The organism is Pseudomonas sp. NPDC085632, assembly GCF_044541255.1.
GTDB lineage: Bacteria > Pseudomonadota > Gammaproteobacteria > Pseudomonadales > Pseudomonadaceae > Aquipseudomonas.
Map to the genome: position 1 here is coordinate 46,700 of NZ_JBITSX010000018.1, position 22,804 is coordinate 69,503.

24 protein-coding genes are annotated in these 22,804 nt (G+C 60.5%); 8 read left to right on the plus strand and 16 right to left on the minus strand.

The genetic code is table 11. The features are described 5' to 3' along the window. Positions 1–190: 190 nt before the first annotated feature. Positions 191–724: a bacterioferritin gene (locus ACIF4X_RS14215; RefSeq protein WP_034151608.1), complete on the minus strand. Its 534-nt coding sequence runs from the start codon at positions 722–724 to the stop codon at positions 191–193. A gap of 90 nt (positions 725–814) precedes the next feature. After that, entirely contained in the window at positions 815–1,744 is a 930-nt protein-coding gene (locus tag ACIF4X_RS14220) for a LysR substrate-binding domain-containing protein (protein WP_397482625.1), read from the minus strand. 108 nt (positions 1,745–1,852) lie between these two features. Between ACIF4X_RS14220 and ACIF4X_RS14225 the strand changes: the two genes are divergently transcribed. The 3 genes from ACIF4X_RS14225 (at position 1,853) to ACIF4X_RS14235 (ending at position 3,767) form a co-directional block, all read left to right on the plus strand. Then, on the plus strand, positions 1,853–2,491 hold the full coding sequence (locus tag ACIF4X_RS14225; protein ID WP_397482626.1) for an FMN-dependent NADH-azoreductase: 639 nt from the start codon (positions 1,853–1,855) through the stop codon (positions 2,489–2,491). After that, entirely contained in the window at positions 2,492–2,797 is a 306-nt protein-coding gene (locus ACIF4X_RS14230; protein WP_007915923.1) for a multidrug efflux SMR transporter, read from the plus strand. It begins immediately after the preceding gene. Between the two features lie 91 nt (positions 2,798–2,888). Continuing rightward, on the plus strand, positions 2,889–3,767 hold the full coding sequence (locus tag ACIF4X_RS14235; protein WP_397482627.1) for an alpha/beta fold hydrolase: 879 nt from the start codon (positions 2,889–2,891) through the stop codon (positions 3,765–3,767). A gap of 120 nt (positions 3,768–3,887) precedes the next feature. Here the strand turns inward: ACIF4X_RS14235 and ACIF4X_RS14240 are convergent, their stop codons facing one another. After that, positions 3,888–4,775, minus strand: a complete 888-nt coding sequence (locus tag ACIF4X_RS14240) for a DMT family transporter (RefSeq protein WP_397482628.1) — start codon at positions 4,773–4,775, stop codon at positions 3,888–3,890. A 96-nt stretch (positions 4,776–4,871) separates the two neighbouring features. On the opposite strand from ACIF4X_RS14240, the gene ACIF4X_RS14245 reads away from it, so the two are divergent. The 3 genes from ACIF4X_RS14245 to ACIF4X_RS14255 all read left to right on the plus strand — a co-directional run bounded on the left by ACIF4X_RS14245 (position 4,872) and on the right by ACIF4X_RS14255 (position 7,368). Next, positions 4,872–5,666 carry an AraC family transcriptional regulator gene (locus ACIF4X_RS14245; RefSeq protein ID WP_397482629.1) on the plus strand — a complete coding sequence of 265 codons (795 nt, stop codon included), beginning with the start codon at positions 4,872–4,874 and terminating at the stop codon, positions 5,664–5,666. Between the two features lie 64 nt (positions 5,667–5,730). After that, positions 5,731–6,036 (plus strand): PsiF family protein, encoded by a 306-nt coding sequence (locus tag ACIF4X_RS14250; protein WP_007950613.1) that lies wholly within the window; start codon positions 5,731–5,733, stop codon positions 6,034–6,036. Positions 6,037–6,354: 318 nt separating this feature from the next. Then, entirely contained in the window at positions 6,355–7,368 is a 1,014-nt protein-coding gene (locus ACIF4X_RS14255) for an AI-2E family transporter (RefSeq protein WP_397482630.1), read from the plus strand. Between the two features lie 132 nt (positions 7,369–7,500). Here ACIF4X_RS14255 and ACIF4X_RS14260 read toward each other — a convergent pair whose 3' ends face one another. Next, positions 7,501–8,775: an Hsp70 family protein gene (locus ACIF4X_RS14260; protein WP_008085447.1), complete on the minus strand. Its 1,275-nt coding sequence runs from the start codon at positions 8,773–8,775 to the stop codon at positions 7,501–7,503. Positions 8,776–9,067: 292 nt separating this feature from the next. Between ACIF4X_RS14260 and ACIF4X_RS14265 the strand changes: the two genes are divergently transcribed. Together ACIF4X_RS14265 and ACIF4X_RS14270 are read left to right on the plus strand one after the other, a co-directional pair. Continuing rightward, complete coding sequence (locus ACIF4X_RS14265; RefSeq protein WP_397482631.1) at positions 9,068–10,018, plus strand: DnaJ C-terminal domain-containing protein; 951 nt, start codon at positions 9,068–9,070, stop codon at positions 10,016–10,018. Between the two features lie 23 nt (positions 10,019–10,041). Beyond that, positions 10,042–10,347: a chaperone modulator CbpM gene (locus ACIF4X_RS14270; RefSeq protein ID WP_016984795.1), complete on the plus strand. Its 306-nt coding sequence runs from the start codon at positions 10,042–10,044 to the stop codon at positions 10,345–10,347. A gap of 188 nt (positions 10,348–10,535) precedes the next feature. Here ACIF4X_RS14270 and ureC read toward each other — a convergent pair whose 3' ends face one another. The 12 genes from ureC to ACIF4X_RS14330 all read right to left on the minus strand — a co-directional run bounded on the left by ureC (position 10,536) and on the right by ACIF4X_RS14330 (position 22,743). Further along, entirely contained in the window at positions 10,536–12,236 is a 1,701-nt protein-coding gene (ureC, locus tag ACIF4X_RS14275; protein WP_397482632.1) for an urease subunit alpha, read from the minus strand. Positions 12,237–12,437: 201 nt separating this feature from the next. Next, positions 12,438–12,743: an urease subunit beta gene (locus ACIF4X_RS14280; RefSeq protein ID WP_016984791.1), complete on the minus strand. Its 306-nt coding sequence runs from the start codon at positions 12,741–12,743 to the stop codon at positions 12,438–12,440. Further along, complete coding sequence (locus ACIF4X_RS14285) at positions 12,743–13,276, minus strand: GNAT family N-acetyltransferase (RefSeq protein ID WP_397482633.1); 534 nt, start codon at positions 13,274–13,276, stop codon at positions 12,743–12,745. Before ACIF4X_RS14285 ends, ACIF4X_RS14280 begins: the two co-directional genes overlap by 1 nt. A 5-nt stretch (positions 13,277–13,281) precedes the next feature. After that, entirely contained in the window at positions 13,282–13,815 is a 534-nt protein-coding gene (locus ACIF4X_RS14290) for a GNAT family N-acetyltransferase (protein WP_397482634.1), read from the minus strand. Between the two features lie 8 nt (positions 13,816–13,823). Next, positions 13,824–14,126 carry an urease subunit gamma gene (gene ureA, locus ACIF4X_RS14295; RefSeq protein ID WP_007915951.1) on the minus strand — a complete coding sequence of 101 codons (303 nt, stop codon included), beginning with the start codon at positions 14,124–14,126 and terminating at the stop codon, positions 13,824–13,826. 223 nt (positions 14,127–14,349) lie between these two features. Next, on the minus strand, positions 14,350–15,189 hold the full coding sequence (locus ACIF4X_RS14300; RefSeq protein WP_397482635.1) for an urease accessory protein UreD: 840 nt from the start codon (positions 15,187–15,189) through the stop codon (positions 14,350–14,352). 43 nt (positions 15,190–15,232) lie between these two features. Beyond that, positions 15,233–15,931 carry an urea ABC transporter ATP-binding subunit UrtE gene (gene urtE / locus ACIF4X_RS14305; RefSeq protein WP_242208463.1) on the minus strand — a complete coding sequence of 233 codons (699 nt, stop codon included), beginning with the start codon at positions 15,929–15,931 and terminating at the stop codon, positions 15,233–15,235. Between the two features lie 135 nt (positions 15,932–16,066). After that, positions 16,067–16,936 (minus strand): urea ABC transporter ATP-binding protein UrtD, encoded by an 870-nt coding sequence (gene urtD / locus ACIF4X_RS14310; RefSeq protein WP_397482636.1) that lies wholly within the window; start codon positions 16,934–16,936, stop codon positions 16,067–16,069. Further along, positions 16,933–18,012 carry an urea ABC transporter permease subunit UrtC gene (urtC, locus tag ACIF4X_RS14315; RefSeq protein WP_397482637.1) on the minus strand — a complete coding sequence of 360 codons (1,080 nt, stop codon included), beginning with the start codon at positions 18,010–18,012 and terminating at the stop codon, positions 16,933–16,935. Before urtC ends, urtD begins: the two co-directional genes overlap by 4 nt. Next, positions 18,012–19,514, minus strand: a complete 1,503-nt coding sequence (gene urtB, locus ACIF4X_RS14320) for an urea ABC transporter permease subunit UrtB (protein ID WP_397482638.1) — start codon at positions 19,512–19,514, stop codon at positions 18,012–18,014. The genes urtC and urtB overlap by 1 nt, the downstream gene beginning before the upstream one ends. A gap of 334 nt (positions 19,515–19,848) precedes the next feature. Further along, positions 19,849–21,114, minus strand: a complete 1,266-nt coding sequence (gene urtA, locus ACIF4X_RS14325; protein WP_397482639.1) for an urea ABC transporter substrate-binding protein — start codon at positions 21,112–21,114, stop codon at positions 19,849–19,851. 255 nt (positions 21,115–21,369) lie between these two features. Then, the gene (locus ACIF4X_RS14330; protein WP_397482640.1) at positions 21,370–22,743 is read right to left on the minus strand and encodes a PepSY-associated TM helix domain-containing protein; all 1,374 of its coding nucleotides are present in this window, start codon (positions 22,741–22,743) and stop codon (positions 21,370–21,372) included. Positions 22,744–22,804: the final 61 nt, after the last annotated feature.

Below are 22,804 nucleotides of genomic sequence, written 5' to 3' on the forward strand. Positions count from 1 at the left end.
ACCGCATTCCTTCAGATGGATGCGGTCGAGTGTGGGAGCGAGCCTGCTCGCGAAGGCCGTTTTCCTGATCATTCCCACGCTCTGCGTGGGAATGCCTCAACGGACGCTCCGCGTTCGGCAATAAAAAGGCACGCGGAGCGTGCCGGGCTGCATTCCCACGCGGAGCGTGGGAACGATCAGTCGTCAGGGATTACAGGTCGTTCAGGATGTCAGCCATGTCATCGGCGTGCTCTTCTTCCTGCGCCAGAATATCTTCGAAGATACGCCGCGTAGTCGGGTCTTTCTCGCCGATGTACTGGATGATTTCCCGGTAGCTGTCGATAGCGATGCGCTCGGCAACCAGGTCTTCGTAGACCATCTCTTTGAGGGTGTTGCCGGCTACGTATTGTGCGTGGGACATCTTCGACAGCAGGTCAGGGTTGAACTCAGGCTCGCCGCCCAATTGCACGATGCGTTCGGCCAGGCGGTCGGCGTGCTGGGCTTCCTGGGTGGCGTGTTCGAGAAACTCCTCGGCGGCCACATGGGCTTTCACGCCATTGGCCATGAAATAGTGGCGCTTGTAGCGCAATACGCAGACCAGTTCAGTGGCCAGCGATTCATTGAGCAAGCGCAGCACCTCTTCACGGTCGGCGCTGTAGCCTTCGGTGACGGCGCCGTTCTCGACGTGTTGGCGCGCACGGTCGCGCAAGGTTTGAACATCTGACAGATGCAGGTCGTCGCTCATTTCGATCTCCTGGAGGCTAATCCGATTGTCGCCACGTTCTGCGGACGCGGTCGCTACCTAAGCTGTGAGTCGTGAGCGTTGCAAAAAGTTTTACCCGATTTGCGGCGACCTGGGTGCCAGTCCCGAGAGCAGCGCTTCTTCGCGCAACCAGGCAAAAAACGCCCGCACCGGCGGATGCCGCTCGCGCCCCGGCACACACAATGCGCTGTAACCGGCGCCATCGACTTGAACCTGACCCATGAACGGCACCAGCAAACCACTGGCAACGCTCTCCGACACCAGAATATTGCTCGCCAGCACCAGCCCTTGCCCGGCGATCGCCGCCTGCAGGGCGTAATGCTCTTCATCGTATTCGCGGATGGCCGGTTGCTGGTTCAGCCAGTGTTCGCCGGCCTTGGCGCACCACGCTTCCCAGCCATGGGCATACAGCTTCGAGTTATGCCAGCGCACGCTGATCAACGTCGGCGTGCGCCGCGCGGCCAGCGCTACTTGCTCGGGCGAGCCGTACACGCCGAACGATTCATCGAACAGGCACAGACCGTAAAGGTTCGGGTAATCGTCGAGGCTGTAGCGCAACACCAGATCGACACTGGCGTCCTGATGCAGATCGATGACTTCGCAATGGGTATCGAGGCGCACGTTGATGTTCGGATGCTGCGCATAAAAGCGACCGAGACGCGGCACCAGCCACAGCGCGGCAAACGCGGCGGTGGTCGATAGCGTCAGCGTGCTGGCGTTGCGCTGCGGGCGCAGGGTGTCGACGCTTTGTGCCACCTCCAGCAGCGCGCCATGCAAGCTGCGAAACAGGCGCTCGCCGCCCTCGGTCAGGCGCACCTGACGTGGCAGGCGCTCGAACAATGCGACGCCGAGCCAGTCTTCCAGCGAACGAATCTGGTGCGAAATCGCCGTGGGCGTGACCGACAGTTCTTCGGCGGCACCCTTGAAACTGAGCAGGCGTGACGCCGATTCAAAAGCGCGGAGGGCAGTGAGAGGCAGCGAGGCGAACATTGAAAGCTCCATGGATGAAATGAATTCATCCAGACTGATATTTGCTCATTTGAGGCAACGGTGTGCTGCCTGCAATCTGCAGCGACACAGCAATCGAAGTCTAGCCTCAAGGAGTTTCAGATGAGCAAAATTCTTGCGATTCATGCCAGCCCACGTGGCGACCGTTCGCACTCGCGGCGGCTGGCGGAAAGTTTTCTCAGCGCCTGGCAGGTGCGTCATCCACAGGCGCAGGTGACCCGCCGCGAGGTCGGCCGAGCGCTGATTCCGGCGGTCAACGAAGCCTTTGTCGTCGCCGCGTTTCATCCACAGCCTGAAGCGCGTCCATTGTCGATGCAGGCCGATCTGGCCCTGAGCGATCAACTGGTCGGCGAGTTGTTCGACCACGACCTGCTGCTGATTTCCACGCCGATGTACAACTTCAGCGTGCCCAGCGGCCTCAAGGCCTGGGTCGATCAGATCGTGCGGCTGGGCCTGACCTTCGATCACACGCTGGACAACGGCATTGCCCAGTACACCCCGCTGTTACAGGGCAAGAAGGCGTTGATCGTCACCAGTCGCGGCGGTTTCGGTTTCGGCCCGGGTGGTGAGCTGGAGGCCTTGAATCACGCCGATCCATGGTTGCGCACGGCGCTGGGGTTTATCGGCATCAACGACGTCACTGTGGTCGCGGCCGAGGGCGAAGAGTCCGCCGAACGCACCTTCGCGGTGTCGGTGGCCGAGGCCGAGCAGCGTTTGCTCGACCTCGCCCGGGTGTTCTAGATGGCCTGGCTGTTCTTGCTGATCGCCGCCGGGTTTGAAGTGACCTTCGCCATGGGCATGAAGTACGCCGAAGGGTTTACTCGGCTCTGGCCGTCGTTGATTACGGTGATTGCGGCGGTTGGCGGCATCTACTTTCTCACGCTGGCGATGCGCGAGTTGCCGGTGAGCATCGCCTACCCGATCTGGACCGCGATCGGCTCACTGGGCACGGTGTTCCTCGGTTTCGCCCTGCTGGGCGAAAGCCTGACGCTGGTCAAACTGGTTTCGGTAGGGCTGATTGTGGCGGGGGTGGTGGGCCTGAAGTAGGCTGGTGGTTGAGTTGTCATCATCAGGGAGGATGCTTGGCGGGCGTTTTGCACGCCTTGCATCCACCCACCGACCACAAGGATGTTTGCCCATGTCGACGCGTTATCCATTGGTGCTGGTGCCGGGCATGCTCGGGTTTATCCGGCTGGTGCTCTATCCGTATTGGTACGGAATCATCAAGGCGTTGCGCCGTGGTGGTGCGACGGTGATTGCCGTGCAGGTGTCGCCGCTCCATTCCACAGAAGTGCGTGGTGAGCAATTGCTGGCGCGTATCGATGAGATTCTGCGGGAGACCGGGGCGCGAAAGGTCAACCTGTTCGGCCACAGTCAGGGCTCATTGACGGCGCGCTATGCGGCGGCGAAACGGCCGGATCTGGTGGCCTCGGTGACATCGGTGGCCGGACCCAATCACGGTTCGGAACTGGCTGACTACCTGGCGAAACATTACCCGGCGGACAGTGCCAAAGGTCGGATCCTTGAGGCGCTGTTGCGGTTTGTCGGTTGGCTGATGGCGTTACTGGAGACCGGTTATCACGGGCCGAAACTGCCGGTGGATATCCACGCCTCGCACCAATCGCTGACGACTGAGGGCGTCGCGCTGTTCAACCAGCGTTATCCACAGGGCTTGCCCGAGACGTGGGGCGGGCACGGGCCGGAAGAGGTCAACGGCGTGCGCTATTACTCATGGTCGGGGACGTTGCAGCCGGGCAAGACTGATCGCGGCGGGAATTTGTTTGACGGGACCAATCGCAGTTGTCGCTTGTTTGCGAAAACCTTCGTGCGTGAGCCGGGGCAGTGCGACGGGATGGTCGGGCGGTATAGCTCGCATCTGGGCACGGTGATTGGCGATGACTATCCGCTGGATCACTTCGACATCGTCAATCAGTCGCTGGGGCTGGTCGGCAAAGGGGCGGATCCGGTGCGGCTGTTTGTCGAGCATGCGGCGCGGCTAAAGGCAGCTGGGGTTTAACAGCCAGACCGCGTTTTCGTTCATCGCTGGCAAGCCAGCTCCCACAGGTTTGGGATCGAACACAAATCTTGTGAACGCCCAAATCACTGTGGGAGCTGGCTTGCCAGCGATGGGGCCCTATCAGGCAACGCTGATCCGGCGGCTCAACACGGTGGTCCAACGCTCGGACAGAATCACCCCGCCCAAGGTCAGCAATCCACCCACCAGGTGATACATCGCCAACTGCTCCTTCAACACCACCGCCGCAATCAGCGCAGTAATCAACGGCAGCAGATTGAAAAACAACGTCGTGCGACTCGGCCCCAACCGCTGCACAGCCTGCATCCACGCCAGCGGCGCGAGCATCGACGCCAACAGGCACGCATACAGCACCAGCGGAATGTTCTGCAGGGTCAAACCGGTTTTCGGCGAAGCGGCATACAGCGGAAACAACACGACAATCGCCACCAGCACCTGCAAATACAACAACACCAATGGCGGCAGGCGTAGCTGCCATTTCTTCAGCAGCGTGCTGTAAATTGCATAGGCCATGGTCGCGATCAGCATCATCGCATCGCCCATGTTCACGCCGTGCTGCAGCAACGCACCGAGGCTGCCGGACGAGACCACCACCAGCACGCCAGCGAATGACAACACCGCACCGACCAGCGCACCGGCGGTCAGGCGTTGGCCGAGGCTGATGATCGCCATGGCCAGCGACATCAATGGCATCAGCGACAGAATGATGCCCATGTTGGTCGCGGTGGTCAGGGTCGCGGCGAAGTAAGCGAGGCTTTGATATACCGCCATGCCGAGTACGCCGAGGACGAAGATCTTGCCCAGGTTCGGGCGAATCTGCGGCCAGTGCGCGATTACCGCTTTGAGCATGAACGGCGTGAACAGCAGGCCGGCCAGCAGCCAGCGGTAGAAACCGATCTCGGCGGGGAAAATTGCCCCGACCGCGAGTTTGTTGATCACGGTATTGCCGGCCCAGATAAAAATCGCCAGCAGCGGAAAAGCGTATTGCATGCGTTGAAACCAGTACGTTGATGAAGCGCAATTATCCCTTGTCTGGATGCAGGCCTATACTTCGAACCGGACAACCTGCCTCTGAAACCGGACAGCATGAACAGTAAACACATCGATCTGCTGGATTTCAGCGAACTGCCGTCAGCGGTGTATTTCCGCTACGCCGACTTCAATGCTCATGAATATGCCGCGCCGCATCGGCATCCGTGGGGCACTTTGGAGTACGCGGCCCACGGCGTGCTGCACATGGACGTCGACGGCAGCCGCTTCATGTCGCCGCCGCAATACGCGGTGTGGGTGCCGCCGCAGGTCGAGCACAGTTTCTATAGCCATCAACCGGTCAACTATCGCGCGGTGTGCCTCGACCCCAAGGTCTGCACCGAACTGCCCAAGCGCGCCTGTACCCTGGCGATCAGTGACATTCTCAAAGCGATTCTCAAGGACTTTGCCGCCCGCGACGTGAAGATTCCCGAGCTCGATGCCGATCAGCGTCTGGCGCAGGTGTTGGTCGATCAGTTGCAACAGGCGCCGGTGCATGAGTGTTATCTGCCGTACGCGAGCAGCCCGGGTTTGCTGGCGATTCTCGAAACCTTGCAGGCCGAACCGGGTAACAATCAGCCGTTGGCGCATTGGGCGCTGCAAGTGCATGTCAGCGAGCGCACGCTGGCGCGGCAATTTGTTCGTGAGTTGGGGATGAGTTTTGGCGAGTGGCGTCAGCGTCTGCGTTACCTCGCTGCGATCGAGGCGCTGGAAACTTCGCGCAGCGTGCAGGAAATCGCCTTCGATCTCGGTTACAGCAGCGGCTCGGCATTCATTGCCATGTTCGCGCGGCAGGCCGGGTGTACGCCGGAGCAGTATCGCCGTAGCCATCTGGAAGGCAGGAAGGTGTAACAAGATTTGGCTACACTCCAGCAGAGGCCGCCCCCCCTCGGTGCGGCGACAAGGAGAAAACTCCATGAAGATGTTGCGTGTGCCTTTGTTGATGATTGGTTTGCTCCTGTGTTCCCAGGGTTTCGCCGCCACGGCGCAACAGAACAAAATGACCACCTGCAATGCCGATGCGACCGCCAAGAGTCTGAAAGGCGATGAGCGCAAAACCTTCATGAGCACCTGCCTCAAGGCAGCGCCAGCGGCCAACGATGCCAAGGCCCTGACTCCGCAGCAGGAAAAAATGAAAACCTGCAACGCCGATGCGAAAACCAAGGCCCTGACCGGCGATGCACGCAAGACGTTCATGAGTGATTGCCTGAAGAAAAAATAACCTGGATCAGTGGGTGACTGGGTTGACGTGTTCGCTTGAGATTTGCCCTCACCCTCTCCCTCACCCTCACCCTCTCCCGGAGGGAGAGGGGACTGACCGCTTTGTCTCAAGGTATTCGTCGACCTGAGAAATCCGGTTGATTATGGATTCCATGTCGCTGGTTCAGGTCACTGTAAATCCAGAGCATCCCCCAATCGGTTCCCTCTCCCTTTGGGAGAGGGTTAGGGTGAGGGGACCTCAAGCACCGCATATTTCTAGTGCTCACCCCGGAACGCTGGCAGACTGCCAATCCTTTTACGCCGTTCGTTTTGAGGCTGTATGCCAACGTTTTCTGAGCGTCATGTAGTGTTCTGGGTCAGTTGCATCATCATTTTCGGCGGTTTGCTGCTGGTGCTGCCGCTGCGCTTGTTGCCCAGTCTGTTGGCCGGTTTGTTGGTCTATGAGCTGGTCAATATGCTCACCCCGCAACTGCAACGGCTGATCGAAGGCCGCCGCGCGCGCTGGCTGGCGGTGGCGTTGCTGGGTACGCTGGTGGTGAGTGTGCTGGCGTTGATCTTCGCCGGCGCTATCAGTTTTCTTCTGCACGAAGCGGAAAATCCGGGCGCGTCTCTCGACAAGTTCATGGGCGTGGTCGACCGCGCGCGCGGGCAATTGCCACCGTTCATCGACGCTTATTTACCGGCCAGTGCTGCGGAGTTTCGCGTGGCGATTGGCGAGTGGATGAGCAAACACCTGTCCGACCTGCAACTGGTCGGCAAGGACGCCGCGCACATGTTCGTGACGTTGCTGATCGGCATGGTTCTCGGCGCCATCATCGCCTTGCAGCGGATCCCCGACGTTACCAAACGCAAACCATTGGCAGCCGCGCTGTTCGACCGTTTGCACCTGTTGGTGCAGGCGTTCCGCAACATCGTCTTCGCGCAGATCAAGATTTCCCTGCTCAACACCGTCTTCACCGGGATTTTCCTCGCGGTGATCCTGCCGATGTTCGGCATCAAGCTGCCGCTGACCAAAACCCTGATCGTACTGACCTTCCTGCTCGGTCTGCTGCCGGTGATTGGCAATCTGATGTCGAACACGCTGATTACCATCGTCGGTCTTTCACTGTCGATCTGGGTGGCGATTGCCGCGCTGGGCTATCTGATTTTTATCCACAAGCTCGAGTACTTTCTCAACGCGCGCATCGTTGGCGGGCAGATCAGTGCCAAATCGTGGGAGTTGCTGCTGGCGATGCTGGTGTTCGAGGCCGCGTTCGGTTTGCCGGGAGTGGTGGCGGGGCCGATTTATTATGCGTACCTGAAGAGTGAGTTGAAGCTGGGCGGGATGGTTTGATCCGATAACTGTGTTGCCTTAGCTGCCGCCATCGCTGGCAAGCCAGCTCCCACAAGAGTGATACCGCTTTCGAAAGCGGCGCAGAACCTGTGGGAGCTGGCTTGCCAGCGATGGGCGCAACGCGGTCTTGGATCAGTTCATGGCGCCGTAGCGTTTCATCGCTTCAATTGCCAAACCGCTACCAATGCTGCCAAAGATATTCCCTTCGACATGCCGTGCATTCGGCAACATCGCCGAGACGCTGTTGCGCAGCGCCGGAATCCCGCTCGAACCGCCGGTGAAGAACACCGTATCAACCTGATCGACCGCCACACCGGCATCGTTCAACAGCTGCGTAACACTGCCGCGGACGCGCTCCAGCAGCGCATCGATCGCCGATTCAAACAGCGCCCGCGACAGTTCCACGCTCAAACCGGCTTCGATCCGGTCCAGCGGCACATGGCGGCTGTCGGTGTGGGTCAGCTGGATCTTGGTTTCTTCGACTTCCATCGCCAACCAATGCCCGGCACGCTGTTCGATCAACTTGAACAGGCGATCGATGCCGCCAGTGTCTTCGATGTCGTAACGCATGCTGCCCAGCGCCAGGCTGGATTTCTGCGAGTACACCGAGTTGATCGTGTGCCAGGTCGCCAGATTCATGTGGTGGCTTGTCGGCATGTAGGCGCCGCTCTTCATGCGGCTGCCGTAGCCGAACAGCGGCATCAGGCCTTGCAGGCTCAACTGTTTGTCGAAGTCGGTCCCGCCGATGTGCACGCCGCCGGTGGCGAGGATGTCATCGTGACGGTTATCCAGACCACGACGCTCGGGCGACAGGCGCACCAGCGAGAAGTCGGACGTACCACCGCCGATGTCGACGATCAGCACCAGCTCTTCTTTCTCGATGGTCGACTCGTAGTCGAAGGCAGCGGCGATCGGCTCGTACTGGAAGGAGACTTCCTTGAAGCCGATCTTCTTCGCCACATCGACCAGGGTGTCTTCGGCTTCCTGGTCCGCCAGCGGATCGTCATCGACAAAGAACACCGGACGACCCAGCACCACTTGCTCGAATTCCCGACCGGCGGCGGTCTCGGCGCGGCTCTTCAGCTGGCCAATGAACAGACCGAGCAAGTCCTTGAACGGCATCGCCGTGCCGAGCACGCTGGTGTCGTGCTTGATCAGCTTGGAACCGAGCAGGCTTTTCAGCGAGCGCATCAGGCGGCCTTCGTAGCCTTCCAGGTACTCGTGCAGCGCCAGACGACCGTAAACCGGGCGGCGTTCCTCGATGTTGAAGAAGACCACCGACGGCAGGGTAATCTTGTCGTCTTCCAGCGCGATCATCGTTTCCATGCCGGGGCGCAGCCAGCCGACGGTGGAGTTGGACGTGCCGAAGTCGATGCCGCAGGCACGGGCTGGAGAGGCGTCTTTCATGTCTTTCGGTTCCGGTCAAAAAAACGGCCGCGCAGTGTATGTCAGTGCGCGCCAGATTCGAAGGCCGGTCATCTGCTATTTCGCGACTAAACTGCCTTGAAACCTCAAGCTTTGCCCCAAACTTGCTGGCATGGGCCGGCAGAACCACCGGCGGTCGCAAGAACCGCCGTCCACTGCCGATAAACTTCTGCTGCGTCACCCGGTCACAACCTTGAGATCGGTCAACCTGGCACGCGCGAATCAGCGCATGCTGGCATCGGCGCGAAATCGATAACGGATGGTGATTCCTTCAATGGACTTCAAAGACTATTACAAGATACTCGGCGTGGAGCCGACAGCAGACGACAAGGCAATCAAGGCTGCCTATCGCAAGCTGGCGCGCAAATACCACCCCGATGTCAGCAAGGAAAAGGACGCCGAGGCCAAGTTCAAAGACGCCTCGGAAGCCTATGAAGCGCTGAAAAGCGCCGACAAACGCGCCGAATACGACGAACTGCGCCGTTATGGCCAGCACGGTCAGCCGTTCCAGGGGCCACCGGGCTGGCAGAGCCGTGGCGGCTTTGGTGGTGGCGGTGGCGACACCGGCGACTTTTCGGACTTCTTCAGTTCGATCTTCGGCAATCGCGGCCCCGGTTTCGGTGGCGGTGAAGGCCGGCAACAACGCAGTGCAGGGCGCCGAGGGCAAGACGTGGAAATGGAACTGCCGATCTTCCTCGAGGAGACGCTGTCGAACGAGTCGAAGAAAGTCACCTTCCAGGTGCCGCAATACAACGCCAACGGTCAGCACGTCAGCAACACCAGCAAGAGCCTGAACGTGAAGATCCCGGCGGGCGTCACCGATGGCGAGCGCATCCGCCTCAAAGGCCAGGGCGCACCGGGCGTCGGTGGCGGGGTCAATGGCGATCTGTACCTGACCATTCGCTTTGCGCCGCACCCGAAATTCGATGTTGAAGGCGAAAACCTGATCATCACCTTGCCGCTGGCGCCTTGGGAACTGGCGCTGGGTGCCGAAGTGGCGGTGCCGACCCTGACCGGCAAGATCAACCTCAAGGTCCCGGCCGGCAGCCAGAATGGCCAGCGCATGCGCGCCAAAGGTCATGGTCTGAAAAACAAGGCCGGTGAGCGCGGTTATCTGTTTGTGCAACTCAAAGCGGTGATGCCGAAAGCGGCCGACGACGAGGTCAAGGCGCTGTGGCAGGAACTGGCGCAGAAAGCCGCCTTCAATCCGCGAGAGAACTTCTGAATTCGACGACGGAGTAGCCCATCATGAGCAGCCCCCTGATCGTTCAACTGGACCTGGCAGAATTCTGTGAGGCGGCCGATTTGTCGGACGTCTACGTGATCGAAATCGTCGAGCACGGCATCCTCGAACCTCAGGGTGCGCAGCCCCGGGAATGGCGTTTCACCGATTACGAATTGGCTTTGGCCAAACGCGCCGCCAAGCTGCGGCGCGATCTGGAGCTTGAGTGGGAAGGTGTCGCCCTGGCGCTGGATCTGCTGGAAGAGGTGCGTGAGTTGCGCGCCGAGAATCGCATGTTGCGCCAGCGCTTGGGCCGGTTGGTGGTGGAGTAGACAGCCTGAAAATCTTGTTGGGGCTGAGCTGGCCTCATCGCTGGCAAGCCAGCTCCCACAGGGTTTTGCGTTGGAATGCAGATCTCAGGTCGGCGCAGAACCTGTGGGAGCTGGCTTGCCCGCGATGAACGATGATGCGGAGTTTCTGACTCATTATTGAAAAGGCCCCGAAGGGCCTTTTTTTGTGGTCAGAACAAGAAATACCGCTGGGCCATCGGCAGTGTCTCCGCCGGCTCACACCACAACAACACGCCATCAGCCTTGACCTGATACGTCTGCGGATCAACATCAATGTTCGGCAGGTAGTCGTTGTGGATCAGGTCGGTTTTCTGCACATCACGGCACCCCTTCACCACGCCGATTTTCTTCTTCAACCCCAACGCTTCCGGCAATCCGGCTTCCTGCGCCGCCTGGCTGATAAAGGTCAGGCTGGTGGCGTGCAGCGAGCCGCCGTAGCTGGCAAACATCGGGCGGTAATGCACCGGTTGCGGGGTCGGTATCGAGGCGTTGGCATCGCCCATCAGGCTGGCGGCAATCGCGCCGCCCTTGAGAATCAGCGTCGGCTTCACGCCAAAGAACGCCGGGCGCCACAGCACCAGATCCGCCCACTTGCCGACTTCGATCGAACCGACTTCATGGCTGATGCCGTGGGTGATCGCCGGGTTGATCGTGTACTTGGCGATGTAGCGTTTGGCGCGGAAGTTGTCGTTGCCTGCGCCGTCCTGGGGCAGCGGGCCGCGCTGCTTTTTCATCTTGTCGGCGGTTTGCCAGGTGCGCGTGATGACTTCGCCGACACGGCCCATGGCCTGGCTGTCGGAGCTGATCATCGAGAACGCGCCGAGGTCGTGGAGGATGTCTTCGGCGGCAATCGTTTCGCGACGGATGCGGCTCTCGGCGAACGCGACGTCTTCGGCAATGCTCGGGTCGAGGTGGTGGCAGACCATCAGCATGTCGAGGTGTTCGTCGATGGTGTTGCGGGTGAACGGCCGGGTCGGGTTGGTCGAACTCGGCAGCACGTTGGGGAAACCGCAGGCCTTGATGATGTCCGGCGCGTGACCGCCGCCGGCACCTTCGGTGTGATAGGTGTGGATGGTGCGGCCCTTGAACGCGCCGAGGGTAGTTTCGACGAAACCGGACTCGTTGAGGGTGTCGGTGTGGATCGCCACCTGCACGTCGAACTGATCGGCGACTGTCAGGCAGTTGTCGATGCTCGCCGGGGTGGTGCCCCAGTCTTCGTGCAGCTTGAGGCCGATGGCGCCGGCCTTGACCTGTTCGATCAACGGCTCTGGCAGGCTGGCGTTGCCTTTGCCGGTGAGGCCGATGTTCATCGGGAACGCATCGGCGGCCTGAAGCATGCGCGCCAGGTGCCACGGCCCTGATGTGCAGGTGGTGGCGTTGGTGCCGGTGGCAGGTCCTGTGCCACCGCCGATCATGGTGGTGACGCCGCTCATCAGCGCTTCTTCAATCTGCTGCGGGCAGATGAAGTGGATGTGCGTGTCGATACCGCCGGCGGTGAGGATCATGCCTTCGCCGGCGATCACTTCAGTGCCGGCGCCGATGGCGATGGTCACGTTGGGCTGCACGTCGGGGTTGCCGGCCTTGCCGATCGCGGCGATGCGCCCGTCCTTGAGGCCGACGTCGGCTTTGACGATGCCCCAGTGGTCAACGATCAGCGCGTTGGTGATCAGCGTGTCGACGACTTCGGCGGCCAGCAATTGGCTTTGGCCCTGGCCGTCGCGGATGACTTTGCCGCCACCGAATTTCACTTCTTCGCCGTAGGTGGTGAAGTCTTTTTCGACTTCGATCCACAGCTCGGTGTCGGCCAGGCGCACCTTGTCGCCGACGGTGGGGCCGAACATGTCGGCGTAGGCTTGTCTGGAGATTTTCATGCAGCGTCCTTCAGGAAAATAGTGGTGAGCCATTGACCCTCACCCTAGCCCTCTCCCAGAGGGAGAGGGGACTGATCGCGGGTTTCTTTCGACAGACATCGACCTGAAATATCGAGTCGAACTCAGGATCGGAAAAGCCCCCATTCGGCTCCCTCTCCCTCGGGAGAGGGCTGGGGTGAGGGGCAGCGGTGCACGCAGATGTCAGAGATCACCCATGATTCGTCCGGCAAACCCGAACACCCGCCGATGTCCGGCGTAATCGACCAGCTCGACTTCGCGACTCTGCCCCGGTTCGAAGCGCACGGCGGTGCCGGCCGGAATATTCAGGCGCATGCCACGGCTGGCGGCGCGATCAAAAGTCAGCGCGTCGTTGGTTTCAAAAAAGTGATAGTGCGAACCGACCTGAATTGGCCGGTCGCCGCTGTTGGCGACTTTCAGGCTGACGGTGCGGCGGCCGACGTTGAGTTCGATGTCGCCGGGCTGGATCTGGTACTCGCCAGGAATCATCACTGGGCTCCTTGCAGAATCTTGTAATAGAGGGCGGTTGGGCGGTACGTGCCGTTCGGGTCACAAGCGTAATCGGGAATGGCTCCCGCGCGGGTGTAGCCCAAGGCTTTATAGAAGTCTTCAGCCGGCGAACCTGCTTCTGTGTCGAGGTAAAGCATGCCGCGCTTGTGCTTGGGCGCTTCGAGTTCAAGGGCGGTCATCAATTGCTGGCCGAGGCCGCGACGACGTGCGTTTTCGCGCACCAGCAGTTTTTGCACTTCGGCGCGATTGAGGCCGTTGGCCTTCTGGCACAGACCCAACTGCACGCTGGCCTGCACCTGTTCGTCCTTGACCACCACCCAGAGCAATACGCTGCCCTTGTTGACGTTGTCCTGCACCTCATCGAAATAGGCACGCGCCTGCGCCGCATCGAGGTCGGCCATGAAGCCGACGCTGGCGCCGTAACCCACGGCATCGAGCAGCAGATCGATCAGGCCCTGACGGTAATGGGCAAAACTTTCAGCATTGACGCGGCGCAGTTGGGCGGCGTTCATCGGTGTCACTCCTTGTTGGCGTCAGGCGGCTCCGCGCCAGGATTGAGGGTCAGTTGCATAAACGTCAGGTCGAGCCAGCGACCGAACTTGGTGCCGACTTGCGGCATCTGCCCGGTAATGTTGAAGCCGGCGCGCTCGTGCAGACGAATCGAGGCGGCGTTGCCGCTTTCAATGGCGGCGACCATCACGTGCTTGTCGCAGGTCTTCGCCCGTTCGATCAGTGCGGTCATCAATTGCGGGCCGAGGCCATTGCCGCGCTGGTCGCTGCGCACATAAACCGAGTGCTCGACGGTGTGGCGAAAGCCGTCGAACGGCCGCCAGTCACCGAATGAAGCGTAGCCGAGCACGCTGTTGTCGCCGTCGACGATCACCAGAATCGGATAGGCCTGGGCCTGACGCGCGCTGAACCACGCCTGACGGTTGCCGAGGTCGACAGCTTGTTCATTCCAGATCGCCGTGGTGTTGAGCACGGCGTCGTTGTAGATGTCGCGGATCGCCGGCAGATCGGCGTGGACGGCATCACGAGTGGAGTAAGTCATGGCACGCCTCAGACGATCGGTTGGTGGACGGTGACCAGTTTGGTGCCGTCGGGGAACGTCGCTTCGACTTGAATCTCCGGGATCATTTCCGGGATGCCTTCCATCACTTGTTCGCGGCTGAGCAGGGTGGTGCCGAAGTGCATCAGTTCGGCCACGGTCTGGCCGTCACGCGCGCCTTCGAGCAGCGCGGCGGAGATGTAGGCCATGGCTTCCGGGTAATTGAGTTTCACACCGCGCGCCAAACGCCGCTCGGCGACGAGGCCGGCGGTGAAGATCAGCAGCTTGTCTTTTTCGCGTGGGGTCAGGTCCATTGTGGGGTTCCATCAGGGCAGATTTGTGAGGTTCTTGCGGGTGTGGGGTGCCAGTTGGAGCCACCCCTCACCCTAGCCCTCTCCCGAGGGAGAGGGGACTGATCTCGGTTGTTTTCTATGGCCGGCTCAGTCAGCAGTATTCGTTCAGGCAATCAAATTCATTTCAAACGACTCGGTCAGGCGCCCTCTCCCTCCGGGAGAGGGCGGGGGGTGAGGGGCTTTTTCAGGTACTCCATATTCTGGGAGATACCGCATCGCGGCCCAGCAGCACCGGCCGCAGCAAACGCCATAAATCAATCAGCCAGGCGCGGGCGAGCAGTGCTTCCGACGCCAAACAACGGGCGACCAAAAGGCCGGGCAACTGGGTCAGATCCCCGCGCACTTCATGGCCCAACGAGCGAAAGCGCTCCAGCAACTCAGCATCAATCTCACCGGTCACCAACAACGTCGCAAACACCGGATGGCCATCCAGCCCGATCGGCGAATCAAGCAAACCATCACCGCCGACAATGCGCTGGCGTTCATGCCAGAGCAATCGGCCGTCGCGACGAATATCCAGGTGCGCCTGAAAATGCCCACGGTCGAAACGCTCGCCACTGGCCGGGCGACCCAGCGCCACCACGTCCCAGTAGAACAGCCGCGCATCGCCTTCAAGATCAATCGACGTGCTCAGCTCAGCCTGTGCCGCGCTGTAGACGATGGTTTCCTGAGGCAGCCATTCCAGCGTCGCTCCGGCCGCCACTTTCAGATCAAGTTTCTGATAAGCCGGTCCACCGGCCCGATACCACTTGGCCGCGCCGGGGCTGGTGATCTGCGCCCAGGCGCGTTGCTCGACGCGGGCGCTGATATCGAGGCGATCACCACCGGCAATCCCGCCCGGCGGGTGGACGATGATGTGCTGACACACTTCAGGCCCCTCGGCATAAAGGTGCTTTTGCACCCGCAACGGGCCGAGATGGCGGCGCAGAACCGGGCGCGTGCAGTCGCCGAAACGGGCGTAAGCGAGTTCCAGCTCGGCGTGCCAGCTCGGGGTAAACAGGGCAGGTACAACAGTCGAATTCATGGTGTGTAATTATCGTTAGGAAGCTACAGATTAGTTCGTTGTACTAGATCGTTACCAGCCCGCGTACACCTTCGGCCTCCATATTTTCACCGCGACCCTGCTGCACGATCTCGCCTCGGGACATCACCAGGTATTGATCGGCCAGTTCTGCGGCGAAATCGTAGAATTGCTCGACCAGCAAAATCGCCATGTCACCGCGTTCCGCGAGTTTCTTGATCACTGCGCCGATCTCTTTGATCACCGAAGGTTGAATGCCTTCGGTCGGCTCATCGAGGATCAATAAACGCGGGCGGCTGGCCAATGCGCGACCAATCGCAAGCTGTTGCTGCTGACCACCGGAGAGGTCGCCGCCGCGACGCTGCTTCATTTGTAGCAGCACCGGGAACAATTCATAAATGAAACTTGGCACTTCCTTGGCTTCGCTGCCGGGAAACCGCGACAGGCCCATCAACAGATTCTCTTCAACCGTCAGGCGCCCGAAGATCTCGCGGCCCTGCGGCACATAAGCGATGCCAGCGTGAACCCGCTGATGCGGCTTGAACGTGGTAATCGCTTTGCCTTCCCAGTTCACCGCGCCTTCCTTGGCCGGCAGCAGGCCCATCAGGCATTTGAGCAGGGTGGTTTTGCCGACGCCGTTACGGCCGAGCAGGCAGGTGACTTCACCGACTTTCACGTCGAACGAGAGGCCGCGCAGGATGTGGCTACCGCCGTAGTACTGGTGCAGCTTGTCGACTTGCAGCATGTTCAAATTCTCCCCCGGTGATCGTTCCCACGCTCTGCGTGGGAACGCATCCCGTGACGCTCCGCGTCACATAACGGCGGACGCAGAGCGTCCATGGCGGCATTCCCACGCGGAGCGTGGGAACGATCTGAGTCTTCAGCGGCCGAGGTAGACCTCGATCACGCGCTCGTTTTCCTGCACTTGTTCAAGTGAGCCTTCCGCCAGAACACTGCCCTGATGCAACACGGTGACATGGTCGGCAATCGAGCCGACAAAGCCCATGTCATGTTCCACCACCATCAGCGAATGCTTACCCGCCAGCGACTTGAACAGTTCAGCCGTGAACTCGGTTTCCGCATCGGTCATGCCCGCCACCGGCTCATCGAGCAGGAGCAATTGCGGGTCCTGCATCAGCAACATGCCGATCTCGAGAAACTGTTTTTGCCCGTGAGAGAGCAACCCCGCCTGGCGATTGACCGAAGTGGTCAGGCGGATGGTCTCCAGCACTTCGCTGATCCGGTCTTTCTGTTCGCCACTCAAGCGCGCACGCAAACTGGCCCACACCGACTTGTCGGTTTTCTGCGCCAGTTCAAGGTTTTCAAACACGTTCAGAGCCTCAAACACCGTCGGTTTCTGAAACTTGCGGCCGATGCCCGCCTGAGCGATTTGCACTTCGCTCATCTGCGTCAGGTCCAGCGTTTCGCCGAACCACGCCTTGCCGTGGCTCGGTCGGGTCTTGCCGGTGATCACGTCCATCAGCGTGGTTTTGCCGGCGCCGTTGGGGCCGATGATGCAGCGCAATTCACCGACGCCGATGTACAGGTTGAGATTGTTCAGCGCACGAAAGCCATCGAAGCTGACGCTGATGTCTTCCAGGGTCAGGATCGTGCCGTGACGCGTGTCGAGGCCCGGGCCGACGCGTTGGCCGAGGCCGATCGAGTCGCGGCTGGTGCCGGCGTCCTTGTTCGGTTCGACGGGAAAAAAGGCCGGTTCCAGCATGAATTCAGCGCTCGCCGTGACTCTCATTGTTCACCTCGTTTCTTCAGCAGACCGATCACGCCTTTGGGCAGGTACAACGTCACCACGATGAACAGCGCGCCGAGGAAGAACAGCCAGTATTCGGGGAACGCCACGGTGAACCAGCTTTTCATGCCGTTGACCACGCCGGCACCGAGCAACGGACCGATCAAGGTGCCGCGCCCGCCGAGGGCCACCCACACTGCGGCTTCAATCGAGTTGGTCGGCGACATTTCGCTCGGGTTGATGATGCCCACTTGCGGCACATACAACGCCCCGGCCAGACCACACAACACCGCACTCAATACCCACACGAACAACTTGAAACCGCGCGGGTCGTAGCCGCAGAACATCAAGCGGTTTTCCGCATCGCGCAACGCCGTCAGCACGCGGCCGAACTTGCTCTGCGCCAAACGCCAACCGATGAACAGGCTCGCTACCAGCAACAACACCGTGGCCAGAAACAACACCGCGCGCGTGCCCGGCTCAGTGATGCCGAAACCGAGAATCGTGCGGAAATTGGTGAAGCCGTTGTTGCCGCCAAACCCGGTTTCGTTGCGGAAAAACAGGAGCATGCCAGCGAAGGTCAGGGCTTGAGTCATGATCGAGAAATACACGCCTTTGATCCGCGAACGAAAGGCGAAGAAACCGAACACCAGCGCCAGCAAACCCGGGGCCAACACCACCAGACACATCGCCCAGATGAAGCTGCTGGTGCCGGTCCAGTACCACGGCAATTCGCTCCACGACAGGAAGGTCATGAACGCCGGCAGACCATCGCCGGCAGCCTGACGCATCAGGTACATGCCCATCGCATAACCGCCGAGCGCGAAGAACAGACCGTGGCCCAGCGACAGCAGACCGGCGTAACCCCAGACCAGATCCAGCGCCAGGGCGACGATGGCATAGCAGAGGATTTTGCCGACCAGCGTCAGCGTGTACGCCGAGACCGACAGTGCACTGTCCGCCGGCAACAACGACAGCAGCGGCAGGGCGATCAGCACGGCAAGGATCACCGCGCCGACGGCCATCGTGACTTTCGGCCCGGCCTTTTGTGTGGCCGTGACTAACAGAGGCTGGTTCATCAGTCGATCACCCGTCCTTTCAGTGCGAAGAGGCCTTGCGGACGTTTCTGGATAAACAGAATGATCAGCGCGAGGATCAGGATCTTGCCGAGCACCGCACCGATCTGCGGTTCGAGAATCTTGTTGGCAATGCCCAGGCCGAATGCCGCGAGCACGCTACCGGCCAACTGGCCGACGCCGCCGAGCACCACCACCAGGAACGAATCGATGATGTAGCTCTGGCCAAGGTCCGGGCCGACGTTGCCGATCTGGCTCAGCGCGACGCCGCCGAGGCCGGCAATGCCCGAGCCGAGGCCGAAGGCGAGCATGTCGACGCGCCCGGTCGGCACGCCGCAGCAGGCCGCCATGTTGCGGTTCTGCGTGACGGCGCGGACGTTGAGACCGAGGCGGGTTTTGTTCAGCAGCAGCCAGGTCAGCACCACCACAAACAAGGCGAAAGCGATGATGACGATGCGGTTGTACGGCAACACTAGATTCGGCAGCACTTGAATGCCGCCGGACAGCCACGCCGGGTTGGCGACCTCAACGTTCTGCGCGCCGAACAACAGCCGCACCAGCTGAATCAGCATCAGGCTGATTCCCCAGGTCGCGAGCAGGGTTTCCAGTGGGCGGCCGTAGAGATGCCGAATCACCGTGCGCTCCAGGGCCATGCCGATTGCCGCCGTGACAAAAAACGCCACCGGCAGCGCGATCAGCGGATAGAACTCGATGGCCTGCGGTGCGTAGCGCTGGAACATCAACTGCACCACATACGTCGAGTAGGCGCCGAGCATGAGCATCTCGCCGTGGGCCATGTTGATCACGCCGAGCAGGCCGAAGGTGATCGCCAGACCGAGCGCCGCGAGCAACAGAATCGAACCGAGGGACATGCCGCTGAAGGCCTGACCGAGGATCTCGCCGATCAGCAGTTTGCGTTTGACCTGGGCGAGGCTGGTTTCGGCGGCAGTGCGCACGCCGGGATCACTTTCGACGCCGGGTTCGAGCAAACCTTCAAGGCGTGTGCGTGCCAGTGGGTCGCCGGTTTCGCCGAGCAGGCGTACGGCGGCGAGGCGCACCGCCGGATCGCTATCGACCAGTTGCAGATTGGCCAGCGCCAGGCTCAGAGCGGCGTGGACGCTTTCGTCTTTTTCACCAGCCAGTTGCTGGTCGAGGAATTTCAGCTGCGCGGGTTTCGCGCTTTTCTGCAATTGCTGCGCGGCAGTCAGACGGATTTTGGCGTCGGCGGCGAGCAATTGGTGGCTGGCCAGAGCGGTGTCGATCAGACCCCGCAGGCGATTGTTCAGGCGCAGGGTTTTTGACTGGCCGTCGATGGTCAATTCGCCTTGTTGCAGGGCGTTGAGCAATTCGATACGGACCGGGTCGGGCTGCGCAGCCCATGTTTCGAGGAGTTTGGCTTGTTGCACGGGATTGGCCGCGACGAAGTCTTCGGCGTCGCCGGCGTGGGCGAGCATCGGCAGCAAGAGTGCGATGGCTATGAGAAAGCGGTGTATGGCAGTGGGCATTAGTGGTGTCCTGTTCAACCGCCCCCTCACCCTAACCCTCTCCCGGAGGGAGAGGGGACTGACCGAGGTGTCTGGACGATGTTTTGCAACCTGCGAATTCGAGCCGAACTCATGTTCTGAAAAGCATGAAGATCAGCTCCCTTCCCCCCCTCTCCCTCTTGAAATTGAGGGAACTGACCGAGGTGTTTGGGCGATGTGCTGCGACCTGCGAATTCGAGCCGAACTCAGGCTTTGAAGAGCATGAAGATCTGCTCCCTCACCCCAGCCCTCTCCCTGAGGGAGAGGGCTGGGGTGAGGGGGAAATCTCAAGCCCGCCTCATAAACTGAATTCGACTCAGTTGCTCTTCACCGCATAATCCGGCTTCTTGTCGTTGCCTTGAATGAACGGGCTCCACGGTTGCGCGCGGATTGGCCCCTCGGTCTGCCACACCACGTTGAACTGACCATCGGCCTGAATCTCGCCGATCATCACCGGTTTGTGCAGGTGGTGGTTGGTCTTGTCCATGGTCAGCGTATAACCCGACGGTGCGGCAAAGGTCTGGCCGGCGAGGGCTTCGCGGACTTTGTCGACGTCAGTGGATTTGGCTTTCTCAACCGCTTGCGCCCACATATGGATGCCGACGTAAGTGGCTTCCATCGGGTCGTTGGTCACGGCTTTATCGGCGCCCGGCAGGTTGTGTTTCTTCGCGTAGGCTTTCCAGTCAGCGACGAATTTTTTGTTCTGCGGATTCTCTACCGACTCGAAGTAGTTCCATGCCGCGAGGTTGCCCACCAGCGGTTTGGTGTCGATGCCGCGCAGTTCTTCTTCGCCGACCGAGAACGCTACAACCGGTACGTCGGTGGCTTTCAAACCCTGGTTAGCCAGCTCTTTGTAGAACGGCACGTTGGAGTCGCCGTTGACCGTCGAAATGACCGCAGTCTTGCCACCCGCCGAGAACTTTTTGATGTTGGCGACGATGGTCTGATAGTCGCTGTGACCAAACGGCGTGTAGACCTCTTCGATGTCCTTGTCGGCCACGCCTTTGGAATGCAGGAACGAACGCAGAATCTTGTTGGTGGTGCGCGGGTAGACGTAGTCGGTACCGAGCAGGAAGTAGCGCTTGGCGCTGCCGCCTTCTTCACTCATCAGGTATTCAACCGCCGGGATCGCTTGCTGGTTCGGCGCGGCGCCAGTGTAGAAGACGTTCGGCGACATCTCTTCGCCTTCGTACTGCACCGGGTAGAACAGCAGACCGTTGAGTTCTTCGAACACCGGCAACACCGATTTACGCGACACCGAAGTCCAGCAGCCAAACACCACGGCGACCTTGTCCTGAGTCAGCAACTGCCGACCCTTTTCGGCGAACAGCGGCCAGTTGGATGCCGGGTCGACCACCACCGGCTCGAGCATCTTGCCGTTGACGCCGCCCTTGGCGTTGATCTCGTCGATGGTCATCAGCGCCATGTCTTTGAGCGACGTTTCGGAGATCGCCATGGTGCCGGACAACGAATGCAGAATCCCGACCTTGATGGTCTCGGCGGCCTGGACAGTCCAGGTCATGCCCATCGCGGCAATCGATGCCGAGAGTGTGAAAGCCTTGATCAAACTGCGACGCTTCATTGTGCGATCTCCATGAACATTTGAAGTTTTTTTGGTTGGCAGATGCGGACGACTGAAGGGTGTTTTGCAAGGGCTGTGCCCGGTCGGGTTTTGGCAAGAAAATGTCGTGTTAGAGCGGTTGGTTGTGTAGCGCATGCACCACGAAGGAACGCCTATGGCGCATTGGTGCAGGCCGCCGCGCCAGATTGGGGCGCAAAAAAATCCCGTGGGGGGGCGGCCCACACGGGATTGGTTTTGAAGAAGAGCGGGGCGGTATCAGGTCGAGGCCGATTCGGTTTGTCCACCCAGTCGCGCCAGCAGCAATCGATCCAGCAACCACACCACCACCAGCGAAGCGCCTACCAGCGGAAACACCACCGCCAGCGCCAGCATGATCACCACGCCGGTTTTCCATTTCGGCAGGTCATGGCGCAGCGGCGGTACGCCGAATTTTCCTTGTGGCCGACGCTTCCACCAGATCACCACGCCGCTGACGGCGCTGAGCAGAATCATCAGGCAGATCAGTAACACGACGATCTGGTTGAAGGTGCCGAACATCTTGCCCTCGTGGAGCATCACGCCGATCTCAGTGGCGCGGGCGACCGTGCCGTACTGCTCGAAACGCACGTCGGCGAGGACTTTGCCGGTGTACTGATCGACATGCAGAGTGGCATCGTTGCGCGGGTCATCGGCGAACACGGCGATGGTGAACACGCCGGTAGCGGTGGTCGGCAGGGTGATGCTGTAACCGGGTTCGACCTTGCGCTGGGTGGCGATGTTCTGCACGTCTTGCAGGCTGATGGCGGGTGCTGCGGGGCCGGCGTTGGTGGCGCCGTGAGCCATGTGTTCGGCGTGATCGCCGGACATTGGCATCGGCGTATTTTCCATCGCCCAGGGCACGGTCTGACGCGTGGCGCTGTTGAGGCTGCGGGCCTCGACGTCGGAGGTCGGTACGTTGTCCCACATCGCGGCCGGAAACACGTTCCACACTTGCGCGTACTGCTTGCCCCAAAAACCGGTCCAGGTCATGCCGCTGAGCAGCATCACCAGCAACAGGGTCGCGCCCCAGAACCCGGTGACCGCGTGCAGATCACGCCACAACACGCGACCGCGACTGTTCAGGCGCGGCCACAAAATGCCCGCAGCCTGACCGCGCGGCCACCACAGGAACAGGCCGGACACCACCAGCACCACGCCCCAACCGGCGGCCATTTCGATGAGCCGATCACCAACGGTGCCGATCATCAATTCGCCATGAATCGCCCGGGCGATGGCTTGCAGATTTTGCTTGGCATCCTGTTCGCCAAGGATGTCGCCGTGGTACGGATCGATGAATACGTTGAGTTCGTGGCCTGCGTTCTTGACGACAAACTGCGCGCTGCGTTCGGCGTTGACCGGCGGCAGGTATTGGGTGACCTGGCCCCGTGGATAGGCGCTTTTTACTCGTTGCAGCAGGTCATCGGCCGAGACGGTGTGATGGCCGGCGGGGACGTTGAGCAGGCTGCTGTACATCAGTGAATCGAGCTGCGGTTTGAACAGGTAAATGATGCCGGTCAGGGCCAGCATCACCATGAAGGGGGCAACGAACAGGCCGGCGTAAAAATGCCAACGCCAGGCCAGGTTGTAGAAGTTCGGTTTGGGCTGTTTCATCACGTGTGCTCCGCTGGGCGTTTTTTTAGATCAAGAGATCGCAGCCTTCGGCAGCTCCTAC